This window comes from Nocardioides baculatus, from assembly GCF_016735675.1.
In the GTDB taxonomy this organism is placed as follows: Bacteria; Actinomycetota; Actinomycetes; order Propionibacteriales; family Nocardioidaceae; genus Nocardioides; species Nocardioides baculatus.
Genome location: NZ_JAERSG010000006.1, coordinates 1 through 12,180, shown reverse-complemented (window position 1 = coordinate 12,180; position 12,180 = coordinate 1). Strand labels below are relative to the sequence as shown.

Annotated in this window: 12 protein-coding genes; 6 read left to right on the top strand and 6 right to left on the bottom strand. The window is 70.0% G+C overall.

All coding sequences use genetic code 11. The features are described from left to right. The first annotated feature begins 21 nt into the window (after nt 1–21). Genes JI751_RS17835 through JI751_RS17825 form a run of 3 tightly spaced genes read left to right on the top strand, consistent with a single transcriptional unit; the run spans nt 22 to nt 3,086 of the window. Nucleotides 22–888 (top strand): DUF2785 domain-containing protein, encoded by an 867-nt coding sequence (locus JI751_RS17835; RefSeq protein ID WP_307814352.1) that lies wholly within the window; start codon nt 22–24, stop codon nt 886–888. Nucleotides 889–909: 21 nt separating this feature from the next. Further along, nucleotides 910–2,586, top strand: a complete 1,677-nt coding sequence (locus tag JI751_RS17830; RefSeq protein WP_201939720.1) for an acetolactate synthase — start codon at nt 910–912, stop codon at nt 2,584–2,586. An 8-nt stretch (nt 2,587–2,594) separates the two neighbouring features. Continuing rightward, a complete protein-coding gene (locus JI751_RS17825; protein WP_201939718.1) occupies nt 2,595–3,086 on the top strand; it encodes a GNAT family N-acetyltransferase in 492 nt (163 codons plus the stop codon). Here JI751_RS17825 and JI751_RS17820 read toward each other — a convergent pair whose 3' ends face one another. From JI751_RS17820 to JI751_RS17800, 5 genes are read right to left on the bottom strand one after another with little or no spacing between them, the layout of a single operon-like run. After that, nucleotides 3,087–4,496: an anti-sigma factor gene (locus JI751_RS17820; protein ID WP_201939714.1), complete on the bottom strand. Its 1,410-nt coding sequence runs from the start codon at nt 4,494–4,496 to the stop codon at nt 3,087–3,089. Next, nucleotides 4,493–5,014 (bottom strand): SigE family RNA polymerase sigma factor, encoded by a 522-nt coding sequence (locus JI751_RS17815; RefSeq protein ID WP_236666519.1) that lies wholly within the window; start codon nt 5,012–5,014, stop codon nt 4,493–4,495. The genes JI751_RS17820 and JI751_RS17815 overlap by 4 nt, the downstream gene beginning before the upstream one ends. 42 nt (nt 5,015–5,056) lie before the next feature. After that, the gene (locus tag JI751_RS17810) at nt 5,057–5,929 is read right to left on the bottom strand and encodes a WcbI family polysaccharide biosynthesis putative acetyltransferase (RefSeq protein ID WP_201939709.1); all 873 of its coding nucleotides are present in this window, start codon (nt 5,927–5,929) and stop codon (nt 5,057–5,059) included. After that, nucleotides 5,922–7,160, bottom strand: coding sequence for a glycosyltransferase (locus JI751_RS17805; protein WP_201939706.1), 1,239 nt, complete (start codon nt 7,158–7,160; stop codon nt 5,922–5,924). Before JI751_RS17805 ends, JI751_RS17810 begins: the two co-directional genes overlap by 8 nt. Beyond that, complete coding sequence (locus JI751_RS17800; protein WP_201939703.1) at nt 7,157–8,155, bottom strand: glycosyltransferase family protein; 999 nt, start codon at nt 8,153–8,155, stop codon at nt 7,157–7,159. The genes JI751_RS17805 and JI751_RS17800 overlap by 4 nt, the downstream gene beginning before the upstream one ends. A gap of 75 nt (nt 8,156–8,230) precedes the next feature. On the opposite strand from JI751_RS17800, the gene JI751_RS17795 reads away from it, so the two are divergent. Next, nucleotides 8,231–8,605: a thioesterase family protein gene (locus JI751_RS17795; protein WP_201939701.1), complete on the top strand. Its 375-nt coding sequence runs from the start codon at nt 8,231–8,233 to the stop codon at nt 8,603–8,605. A gap of 91 nt (nt 8,606–8,696) precedes the next feature. Here JI751_RS17795 and JI751_RS17790 read toward each other — a convergent pair whose 3' ends face one another. After that, nucleotides 8,697–10,532: an AAA family ATPase gene (locus tag JI751_RS17790; RefSeq protein WP_201939691.1), complete on the bottom strand. Its 1,836-nt coding sequence runs from the start codon at nt 10,530–10,532 to the stop codon at nt 8,697–8,699. Nucleotides 10,533–10,983: 451 nt separating this feature from the next. Here JI751_RS17790 and JI751_RS21250 point away from each other — a divergent pair, with 451 nt between their 5' ends. Together JI751_RS21250 and JI751_RS17785 are read left to right on the top strand one after the other, a co-directional pair. After that, complete coding sequence (locus JI751_RS21250; protein ID WP_236666518.1) at nt 10,984–11,385, top strand: hypothetical protein; 402 nt, start codon at nt 10,984–10,986, stop codon at nt 11,383–11,385. Nucleotides 11,386–11,387: 2 nt separating this feature from the next. Further along, on the top strand, nt 11,388–11,822 hold the full coding sequence (locus JI751_RS17785) for a hypothetical protein (RefSeq protein ID WP_201939688.1): 435 nt from the start codon (nt 11,388–11,390) through the stop codon (nt 11,820–11,822). The last annotated feature ends 358 nt before the right edge of the window (nt 11,823–12,180 follow it).

The window sequence follows — 12,180 nt, the reverse complement described above, 5'->3', positions numbered from 1 at the left end:
CACCCTCCGGAGGGTGGCAGGATGGCCGACATGTCGACGGGGTACTGGGACCAGGTGCAGGCCGCCGACTTCGAGGTCCCGGCGGACCGCCCCCTCGACGACCTGACGGCCGAGCTCACCACGATGCTGGGGTCCACGCGGCCGGAGGTGCGTGACGGCACCGCGTTCCCCGCGCTGGCGACCTGGATCGACCGGGGCGTCTACGACGACCTGCTCGTCGGCCTCGGCGACGGCATGGTCGCCGGCCTGTCGGTCGGACTGGGCGAGACCGGCACCGACAGCGTCTTCCGGCGCAGCTTCAGCGCCCTGATCGTCGCGTGCTGCATCGAGCGGGACAACGAGGAGCACCTGCTGCCGGTCGGCAAGATCCTCGACTGGGGCGACCGGATCGCGGTCTGGTTCCTCACCGAGACCGACACCCGCGGGTGGGTCCCCGACAAGGGGTGGGCGCACGCCATCGCGCACGGCGCGGACGCGATCGGCGCCCTCGGGGAGTCACCGCACCTCGGCGCGGCCGAGCACGAGGCGCTCCTCGACGTGCTCGCCGAGCGGCTCCTCCTCCAGCCCGCCGACGTGCCCCTCGCCGCCGGCGAGCCGGACCGGATGGCCGCGGCCGCCATGCAGATCCTGCGCCGCGACACGCTCGGCACCGACGTCCTCGAGCCGTGGGTGCACCGCATCGGCGCGGCCGGCAACCCGTTCTCGGGTCCGGTCGACCACGATCCCTACGCCCGCACCGCGGCCCCCCAGGCCTTCCTGCGCGCGCTGTTCGTCCAGCTCTCGCTGGCCCCCGCGCCACCGGAGGTCCGGTCCGACCTGCTGCTGGTCGTCATCGAGGCGCTCCGCCTGAGCAACGCCCCCTTCCTTCGGGCGCGTACTGGCGAGTAGCCGACCGCTAGTGTCCTCTGCATGAGCGAGCAGAGCGAGATCTCGGGCCACAGCGGCGAGCTGGCCGTCCACGTCGCCCGCGCCCACGGCGTGGAGACGATGTTCACGCTGTCCGGTGCGCACGTCTTCCCGATGTACGACGGCGCGGTCAAGCTCCAGGACGGCGACGGGCCGCAGATGCGGCTCCTCGACGTACGCCACGAGCAGACCGCCGCGTTCGCCGCCGAAGCGACCGGCAAGCTCACCCGCGTCCCCGGCCTCGCGGTCCTGACCGCCGGCCCCGGCGTCACCAACGGCATCAGCGCGATCGCGCAGGCCCAGTTCGCCGGCTCCCCGATGGTCGTCGTCGGCGGTCGCGCCCCGCAGAACCGCTGGGGCACCGGCTCGCTGCAGGAGCTCGACCAGCCGCCGATCATCGCCTCGGTCGCCAAGGCCGCGAAGACCCTGATGACCGCAGGCGACGTGGCCGGCGGCATCGACGAGGCCTTCACGCTCGCCCGCTCCAGCCACCGCGGCCCCGTCTTCGTCGACGTGCCGATGGACGCGTTCTTCGACTCCTCGACCGGTGCGGTCGGCTCCGGCGAGGGCACCCGCATCGAGCCCGATGGCGACGCGATCCAGGCCGTCGCCCGACTGCTCGCGCAGGCGAGGCGGCCCGTGCTGATCCTGGGCACCGACGTGTGGGCCGACCACGCCGAGGCCGCCGCGCTCCGCTTCGTCGAGGACCTCGGCATCCCGACCCTGACCAACGGCATGGGCCGCGGCCTGATCCCCGGCGGCCACCCCTCGCTCGTCACGAAGGCGCGCGGCACCGCGCTCTCGGGCGCCGACCTCGTCGTGGTCGTCGGCACCCCGCTCGACTTCCGCCTGGGCTACGGCGCGTTCGGCGGGCCGGACAAGAACCCGGACGGCGTCTTCGCGAAGGTCGTCCACATCGCCGACTCCCCCGGCCAGGTCTCGGGGCACGCCGAGCTCGCGGGCTCCGTCGCCGGCGACCTGACGACGGTCCTCGACGGCCTCCAGGCAGCGATCGAGCGCGGCGACAAGCCCGACTGGACCGACTGGGCCGCCGGCCTGCGCGACCAGGTCACGGCCGCCGCCGAGCGCGACGCCCAGCTGCTGACGGCCGAGGCCGACCCGATCCACCCGGCCCGGATCTACGGCGAGCTCGTCCCGCGCCTCGAGGACGACTCCGTCGTGATCGGCGACGGCGGTGACTTCGTGTCGTTCGCCGGCAAGTACGTCGAGCCCAAGCGGCCCGGCGGCTGGCTCGACCCCGGGCCCTACGGCTGCCTCGGAGCGGGCCTCGGTGCCGCGATCGCCGCCCGCATCGCCCGCCCGTCCGCGCAGGTCACGCTGCTGCTCGGCGACGGCGCCGCCGGCTTCTCGCTGATGGACGTCGACACCCTCGTCCGCCACGACCTGCCGGTCGTCATGGTGATGGGCAACAACTCCGCCTGGGGCCTCGAGAAGGGCCCGATGCAGATGCTCTACGGCTACGACGTCGTCGCCGACCTCGCCCAGCGCACGCCGTACGACGAGGTGGTCAAGGCGCTCGGCGGTGCCGGCGAGACCGTGACCGACCCGAAGCAGATCGGGCCCGCGCTCGACCGGGCGTACGCCTCGGGGGTGCCCTACCTCGTCAACGTGATCACCGACGTCGAGGCCGCCTACCCGCGCAACACCTTCGGCATCTGAGGCCCCGTGTGACGAGCGAGGTCAGCGTCCGCCGGATCCGGCCCGGCGAGCACGCCGCCGCGGGCGACGTGTGCGTGGCGGCGTACGACCCGCTGCTGACCGGTGCCGAGGACGACTACCGCGAGCGGCTGCGTGACGTCACCACCCGCGACGCCCAGGCGGAGGTGTGGGTCGCGGTGGTGGACGACGAGGTCGTCGGGGTCGTGACCTACTGCCCGCCCGGCTCCCCCTGGCGCGAGATCGGGCGCGACCACGAGGGCGAGTTCCGGATGCTCGCGGTCGACCCCACGGTCCAGCGATCGGGCGCCGGCACCGCCCTCGCCCGGCTGTGCGAGGACCGTGCCCGCGAGGACGGCGCGACCGGGATGGCGCTCTCGTCGCTGGCGACCATGACCGCGGCCCACCGGATCTACGGACGCCTCGGCTACGAGCGCGAGCCCGGCCGCGACTGGTCGCCCGTGGCGGGCGTCGACCTGCTGGCCTTCAGCAAGCTGCTCTAGTCAGCAGGCGGTGATCGCCGTCGGGTCGTCGACGTCGTCGATGCACACGGTCGCCCACGGCAGCGCGGCGATCTCCGTCCGGGAGACCATCACCCACTGCCACAGCTCCCAGGCGCCGTCGTCGGCCGGCAGGGCGGAGAGGACGGCCCCGTTGTCGGTGAGCCAGGTCTGCTGACCGTCGTCGGCGGCCAGGTCGATCTCACCCACTGGGTCCATCAGCACCATCCGGTCGTCGTTCTGCGTGAACACCTGGACCACGGACGGGTCCGTCGCCGAGGTGATCACGAGAGAGGCGCCGTCGAAGAAGATCGAGGTCGGCTGGACCGTGCCGAGCATCGGCTGGGGCACCTCCAGCGGCTGCCGGATCGAGGCCCCGAAGCCGTTGACGACCAGGCTAGGGTCCGCATCCGCCTCGATGCGCGCGGTGAAGCCGTAGCCGGCCTCGTCGGTCAGGTCGACGGTCTCGCCGAGGCCGACGTAGGACGCCCGCTCGGGCGGGAGGTAGGTGAACGTGTCCGTGGGGTCGAGGCCGCACTCCCGCGTGCTGTCGTAGGACTGCACGAGGCACTCGGTCTCGCCGTGGCGCAGAGCCCCGTTGTCGTCGAGGGTCCACGTCCACGCGTCCACGACGTAGGCCTTCGGCGAGAACCTCATCTCCGCGCCGCGCGCGTAGGACGCGACGGACCGGCTCGAGTGGAGGGTGCCGTCCTCGATCCAGAAGTCCCCGACGCGGACCTTGTCGTAGTACTCGGTCGCGCTCCCCTCCTCGACGAGCTCACCGCGGATCAAGAGCCCGGGCTCGTCGGGGACCGCCTCGACGAGCAGGCCGTCGCGCAGGTCGAACACGATCGGGAAGCCGCCCGTGACGGGACCGGAGTAGGCCTCGTCGCGCAGCAGCACGAGCTCCTGGTCACCGTCGCCGTCAGCGTCGATCGGCGGCAGCGCGCTCGTGCCGATGGTCGTGCCCAGCTCAGCGATCCCGAACGCCTCCTGCCCGGTGCTGCTGAGTGTCGTCTGCAGCCGGGTCCGCCCGTCGAAGTTCTTGGTGGGCTCGCCCAGGAAGACGACCTTCTCCTTGGTCCCGTCGCCGTCGAGGTCGAGTCGGGCAGGGGTCGAGATGTCGTCGGCCTTCCAGTCCCGTCCGACGTCGGTCGGCAACTGGAGCTCGATCTTCTCGTCCGGCTCCGGCGCGAGCCGGTCGGAGCGCTCGCGACCACCGACACCCTGGAAGACGATGCCGAGCACGAGGAGCACCACGGCGGCGGTGGCGAGCAGCACCCAGGGCGACTGCCGGCTGAGACGGGGGCGCAGCTCGACGACCGGCGCCAGCGGCTCCAGGTCCTCGGGGCGTACGAGGTCGGCGCGGGCGGCGAGCGCGTCGCGGAGGCGTGCCTCGATGTCGGTGCTCATCGCTGCTCCTTCCCGTCGGTCCCCGAGCTCATGTGGGTGGTCATGGCCTTCTCCAGTGCCACCAGCGCGCGGCTGGCGGTGGACTTCACCGTCCCCTGGCTGATCTGCAGTGCTGCGGCGATCTCCGCCTCGCTGAGGTTCGACCAGTAGCGCAGCACCAGCACCTCGCGCTGCCGCGGTGCGAGGGTGTGCAGCGCCACGATGACCTGACGGTGCTCCTCGGCCAGCACCGCGGTGTCCTCCGGCGTGGGTGGCGCGGTGTCGTGCGGTGGTGAGTACGCCCTCGCCGTACGCCGGCGGCGCAGGGCCGAGCGGGACGCGTTGACGACCGAGACGCGGAGGTAGGCCAACGCCTTGGACGGGTCCTTGATCGCCCCCGGCCGCCTGGTCAGCGCCGCGAAGGCGTCCTGCACGACGTCCTCCGCCGAGGCGAGGTCGTCGACCAGCAGGATCGCGAGTCGCACCAGCGACAAGCGGTGTGCGGCGTAGAGCTCAGTGATGTCCACTGCCTCTGCCATCGCGGTCCCCGTGCTCATGTCTGGTAGACGTGCCTCCGTCCCTCAGGTTGCCTCAGCGGCCCGCACTTCTTCGACAACCGGTGCGGCACGCTCGAGAGCGGCATCGAGCATCTCGGGACGACGCGCGTACCACTCGCGGTGGGTGGCCGCGACCTCCTCGGACGTCACCGTCCGGCCGTCGATCGTCCAGTCGTGGGTGGGAGCAGCGTCGAGCCCGTGCGCGGCCACCACCTCCGGGAGCAGCGGCGCGTGGATCGACGCCAGCAGTGGCCGGTCGACGCCGGGCGGCCGGGGTTCGAGTCCGAGGGCGGTGCGCAGCCGGGCTGTCGCGGGTACCAGGACGGCGTTGCCGGGGTGGTTGATGGTCCGCATCGCGTCGGCCGTCGGGCGCTCGAAGAGGTCGCTCACGACGACGGTGCCGTGCAGCTCCTCGCGCCGGGCGAGCTCGGCGACCGACGCCGCCGCGACCGCGCGGACGGCCTCGGTGGTGAGCCGGACCGGCTCGCGGGCGGTCCGTCCCCGCCGCTCGTCGGCGGCCAGCACGGTGCGGACGTCGTGGTAGGGCACCAGCGGCGGGTCGGGGCGGTCGAGGCCCGGTGGATGAACCAGCAGGTGGAACGGGTGCAGGCCGGAGTAGCGCAGGCTCGGCACCAGCGCCGTACGCGCGCCGGGAGGCAGGACCGCGTGCAGCTGGCGGGTGCCGACCGGGAGGCCGCGGTAGTCGTCGACCGTCGGCTGGCTGACGAGCAGGTCGGTGCGCGCGAGCAGCTCGAGGAGCGGTGGGACGTCAGCGGGTGTCAGCTCGTGGAGCGCCGGGATCCGCTGGGTGCGGACGTCGCCGGCGTCGAGCAGGAGGCGGTACGACTCGGCCTGGCAGTTGCCCACCACGACGAGCAGCGGCCGGTCGTCACCCACCGTGCCACCCGCCCAGCCACGCCTCGAGGGTGACGTCGTCGGTCATCCGCAGCCTCGTCTCGAGCGGTGCGCCCGTGGGCGCCAGGTCGGAACGGTCCCAGCGGGCCGCGCGGCGCAGCAGCCGCAGGTCCTCCAGCGCCGCTCGGCCGTCAGCGACCTCGCGGGCGCCGACCTCGCCGTCGAGGGCGGTGACGAGGTCCGTCCACGCCCGCTGGTCGCCGTACATTCCCCGGCGGAGGGTGAGGTGGGTCCGCGCCGTGCTGGGGATCGGGTCCTCGGCGCAGGTGATCCGGGGGTCGGTGCCGGCGAGCGCGCGGTGCTCCGCACTGAGCCGGACGACCGCGCGCGGCAGCGCCGCGAGCAGGGAGTCGAGGGTCACCAGCACCTCGGTCGGCGCCAACGTGGGCGCGAGCGTGACGACGAGGTCGGCCGGTCCGCGCTGCAGCCCTCGCCAGGTCGTCCCTCGGGCTGAGGTCCGGTCGGCGATCGCGACGGTCTCGTGCAGCCGGGCGGCGGGGTCGCGGTCCCGCCCGCCGGCGTCCGGCCCGTCGTGCCACGCGACGGCGTCCGGGCAGTGGGCGAGCAGCCCGCCCGCGGTCCAGGAGCGGTGGGCCAATTCCCAGTCCTCGCCGCCGTAGGCGCGGAACGTCTCGTCGAAGCCGCCGATCTCGTCGTACCACCACCGGCTGCATGCGACGACCGCCCCGATGAGGAACCGGTGACCGGTGGCGTCGGCGTCGAGGAGGTCGCGGGTCTCGGCGTACGCCGTGCGCAGCCACTCCGGCTCGGGCAGCTCCTCCCCCGTCCCGGCGAGGTCGGCGTGGCGCCGGCGGCCGACGACGAGTGCCTCCGGCAGCGCCTCGGGCAGTGCGACGATCCGCTCGACGAGCTCGGGCTCCGGGGTGGTGTCGGCGTCGAGGAGCACGAGGACGTCCCCGGTGCTGGCCGCGACGCCGAGGTTGCGCACGGCCGCGAGCCGGAAGCCCTCGTCGTCCTGGCGCACGAGGCGTACGCCGTCCGGGACGACGGGCTCCTTGCGCGATCCGTCGTCGGCGACGACGACCTCGTCGGGCACGCGGGTCTGCCGCTGCAGTGCCGCGAGCGTCCGGTCGAGCTGTGCCTGCTGCTCGTAGTGGGCGACGACGACGGACACGGTCCGCCGCGGCGTCCCGGCCGGCGCAAGGTCCCAGCGGTTGCCGGGGACGCTGGTGCCGAAGGGCGGCGCCGTCATCCGGCCACCGACGCCCACCACGAGCGGTAGGCGGCGGCGGTGTCCTCGAGCCGCGGACCGAGGTCGGTGCCGGGCTCGATCCACGTCGATGCCGGCTGGCGGAGCGCGTCCTCGAGACGCGGCACCAGCGTGGAGTCGTCGAAGAGGGTGAGGGTCCCGGGCCGCAGCGCCGCCATCTCCCGGGCGTACGCGCTGTCCCGGACCAGCGGACGGCGGCCCGCCGCGATCCACGAGTTCACGCTGCCGGACGCGGAGACGTTGCGGTGGGCGGCGACCGGCACGCCGACCCGGCGCAGGGCGTCACGCACCTCGGCCTCGGGGACGCGTCCGGTGACCTCGACGGGCACCCCGCGGGCGTGGCTGCTCCGCTGCAGCTCGTCGATCTCGTCCTCGTGGTGCCTGGCCGCGCCGCCGAGCACCCGCACGGTTACCGGGTGCCCCGAGCGGCGCAGCGCCGCCGCGGCGCGCGCCACCTGGCGGTGGCCCTTGCCCGGGTAGATGAACCCGAAGACGCCGAGGACGTGGGCGTCCACGTCCCTCCGTCCCGCCTCCGGGCTGGCGCCCTGGATGGGCAGCGGGATCACGGTGCCGTCGGCGTCCGCGACGCACCAGCGGTTGACCAGCGCGTGCTCGTGCCACGAGTTGGTCGCCCAGGCCGTGCTGGCGCGCACGATGCGCCCGTAGGCCGCCGTCCGCTCGCGGAAGCGCGGACCGTCGGTCGGCTGCGGGACGTCGTGCAGCGTCACCGTCAGCCGCACCCTCCGGGCCAGCGTCTCCACCAGCTCGGCCGCGGCCGTGGGGTCGGGCGAGACCAGCCGGTCGGTGACGTGCAGGTGCGCCGGGGCACCCTCGGGCAGGAGTCGCGCGTCCCGGACGACCAGCGCCCCGGCGGCTCCGGCCACCTCGCCGGCGTAGCGCGTCACCCCGTGCGTGTCGGGCCCGAGGAGCAGGTGGTGCGGCACGACGGCTGTCGTGCGGCGTGCTGAGATCGTCACCCCGCCATCCTCACCGGCCGGGGTCCCGTCGAGGCTCCCCCCAAGGCGTACTACGTCTGTGACAGGCTCCACGCCATGGAGCGTCCCGAGCCCGCCACCCTGACCTTCCACGTCACCGAGGACGACACCGCCCTCGCCGTCGGCAGCGGCTCACTGCCCGTGCTCGGCACGCCGCGGTTGTTGGCGTGGCTCGAGGCCGCGACGTGTGCCTGCCTCGCCCCGGTCATCCCCGAGGGCTCGACCTCTGTCGGCACCCGGGTCCAGGTCGAGCACCTCGCCGCTTCGCCGGTCGGGGCCTCGGTCGAGGTCTCGGCGTCCAGTGCGTACGTCGACGGGCGGCTGCACCGCCTCATGGTCGGTGCGCGGGATGCGTCGTCCGGGAAGGTGCTGGCGGCCGGGGAGATCACCCGGGTGGTCGTGGATGCCGAGAGGTTCATGTCGCGTCTCTGACAACGACAGGTCCGACGACCTACTGCACCCCGCCCAGAATGATGCGGCACCCGGTGCGCGCAGTACCTCGGAGCGGCTAGGGCAAGTGGTCCTACCGAGCGCGACCCTTCGGCTGCGCCGTCAGCGCCCTCCGAATTTTGGCGTGTAACGCCTTGAGTTTTTCGTGGGCACCTTCAGCGAGTATCAATGCATCTTGGTCGTCGATGAGCAGCGCAGCGACGACTGTCTTGCCCGGCGGTGAAACGCCTTGACTCTCGCACCATAGTTCGACCGCCTTCCCGATGGATACGGTGTGATCGAGCTCGCCAAGGGTCAGGGTGGAAGTGTGCCCACTGAGACGCAGAAGGTCGTTCACTACGCCTAGATAGCGATCTGGATGTACATAGTCCTCTACGGCGGTCGGAGGATCGAACTGGAGGATCCGTTCTGCCGGTACCCCCATACCAAGCAGTCGGGCTGCGTGATCGTCGCCGCCGCCGTCGCCGTCGACAAGGTAGACGACTCGTGCCGCGACCTCTTCCAGTTCCAATCCCGAGCCGTGATAATTCGCGATGCCGGGCGCGACTTGGAAGTCGAGATCTTCTTTATCCATCGCCTTTCTCAAGAGGCTCGGCAAGAGGATCATGTCGCCTGCGCCTTCGGTCAACACCGCCTTGCGGAACGCCGAGAAGGCAGCGGCGCCTGCACCCATGGCGAAGAGCAACGGAGTGAAACCCGGGTGGTCGCTTGTCCAGAAGTCGTTACGAAGGCGGCTCTCATCGGCCGTGCCCGGAACGGGAGCCACAAGTCGGATCCCGGTGCCGAGGTCTCTTGGGAGACAACCTGGCGAGTGCGTTGTGTAGAAGACCTGGGTTGCCTGAACGTCCTTGGTCAGAACCTCGACGAGGTCTGCTTGGGCGTCGTAATGCAGATGAGTTTCGGCCTCATCGACAAGCAGCACGGGTGGGGTGGCGAAGTCGTGCCTCGCCAAAAACGCTACCAGCGCGATGAAGGTTCGCAACCCGTCGCTGCGCTCGTCAACTGGAGTTACCGCTCCGTCCTCCACATCTTCAAAAATTTGAACCTGCAGTTCGGTTCCGTTGACGTTGAACACCACGTCGAGGTCTCTCTGGCTCCATCGAGTGCTCAGACGGCGATCGAGCCGTTCGTTGGCCCGGCGCTCGGTTGTGCCGATCTTGCGCTGATCGCCTGCGTCGATCGCCTCCCAGAGACTCTGGAGGTCGAGGTCAGCTACCCACGCAAGGTTGGCAAGTGCACTCGGCGGGTCATCTCTAAGGGCTTCATCTGACAGGTCGTAAGAGGAGCGAATCGCTCGGTCTTCTTCAGCGAACAGGGCGAAGCCGGGTATCCGCTTTCGAAGCCGGGTTCGAGCGGCCTCATCTGGGTGAGTTGCGGTAAGAACCTCTCGCACAGTCGCGAGAGCTGTCAGCGTCTCTTCGTCGCCAACGCCGTCCAGTCGCTCGAGGGCCGCCTCGAAGGACTCATCCCATTCGTCGCTCCACTGGGCGTCAGGATCGCCCAGCAACTCAAAAAGCACTGCTTCGTGCAGCCTTAGGTTCGGTTCCGACTCCTCGGGATCGATCTCCGGCTCGGCCGCGAGGGCCGCTGTGAGCCGTTCGCGCGCTTCATCGAACGGCCCCGGCTCGCGCTCGCCTGACTTTGGCTCGAGCGCGCTGTAGAAGGTCCCATTTGCGCGGCGTCCGCGACGATAGAAACGCGGCTTCTCGGCCAGCCCGAGGTCAGAGATGACCGCGAGGTCGTCCTTATTTAACCAGTACGTAACTTCGACGACCGACTCTTCTGGCGACGGGGGCCTGGTGGACGAGTGGAACTTTGAGGGCAGTGCGCCGTCCGCATTGCTGTACCAGTCGAGCGCACGAAGCACCGTCGTTTTGCCGGCCTCATTCGGCCCGAGGAAGGCGATCATCTTTCCAGCCGTGCTGCAGGACGTATCTACCAGTCGCTGGTAGCCGCGGAACCTTATCTTCGTGACTCGCATCGCTCTTCCCGTTTCGTCCTGAAGTGGTGCGCTACGAATGTTGCCTTATCGGAGCAACACCGAGCGGACACATGCTCTGTTTTCGCGCGGAGTCTCAGAACGCGTCGCCTCCAGTTACGCCTTAGCTAGCCCAAGCGGGTGGGACCCGCTGGTTAGTCCCCGTCGTAGTTGCTCATACGCCACACGAGCCTGGCGTCATTCCGCCGCCTGTCGGGCTCACCCGCTTCCGCTTACCGCGAGTCGGCTGGCATCGCTTACGTGGCGACAAACGAACCTTCTGTCACGATGACAACATGGACCGACTCCCGACGTCGCTGTGCGGCATTGCTGCTCTAGGTCTGAGGATGAGGAGCTTATGAGTGCCGCGTGGATCTCGACGATGCTTGATCAGGAGCGTATTGAGGTCGTAACGCCGATCGCGTCCCGGCTATCGTCGGTAGAAGCAATGCCAGACCGGGCCGGGATAGACGTCGCCTTCGACCTCGGCGACCGATACTTGGTGAGATACTTGGTGGCTTCGCAACTCACGGAGTTCCTCGGTGGAAGTTCCCGTCCGCATTGGGTGACGCCCACTCCCTTGAGTCCTGTCGACGTGATCTCGTGGCTGGCCTTGTTCGCGCCGACTAAGCCGAGACACCATCTTCTGCTCATCGACCCAGCGAAAGTCGAAGCTATCCGGGGACCAGCTTGGGTCCGGTTGGGACAAGGCATCGAGTACTACCTCCCAGATGGTTTCCCCCAGGAAGCGATCGTTGACGTCGGCGTGCTTCAGGTGAGTTGAGGATGGCCGCAGAATCGTTCAAGGAGCAGCAGCAACTGCTGGCTGCCTGGGGAGACGACCTTCCAGGGCAGGTACGCAACAGTCTTGGCCAACTCAACCCTAGGACCATCTCGGGCGAGCGACATGGGAGCTGGTTCCTGCGGTTGGAGTGGTCAACATCTGGGCTCACCCGTCTGGTCGAAGTCGCCCTGACCAATCCCGAGCTGACGCCAGATAGCGCGACCACCTCCGCGGTGGTTAGTGTCCGAGCGGCAGCGACAACCGACGAGCGCTTCGTGAGTGAAACTCTCTTCGAAAGCCGACGGAGCCTGGCACGGCTGCAACCCGATGCGCTAGCTGATCAGTTGGCTGCGGCCATTCAGCGATCGCGCAGTTACACCAACACCAACCTGGTCTCGACTTATGTAACTGGAACCGATCAGTTCCTGAACGGCTGACTTATCGGCGCAGCGCGCGACATCGCAGGTCTCTTGCGTCTTACCGCCGCCTTTGCCCTAAGTCGAATGAACGTCAGTCCAGGTAAATGTCGACTCCGAGTGGTGCGTCGATGATGATCCGGGCTTTCTCGGGGTGGATGGGGTGGGTGCCGGTGTGGTCCATGAGGAAGGCCATGCCGTGGGGGCTGAGTAGGACGTAGCGTCCTTCGCCGCACTGACGTGCGGTGTAGCCCGCGATGCTTCTATGTCCTGTCAAGCCGCTGCGGCCGCGTCATTGAGGTGTCGGTAGAGCTGTCGAGCGACGGCTCGTTTGAGGCATCGCTTGATCTCTCGTGGTGTCTTTCCTTCTGCTTTGCGG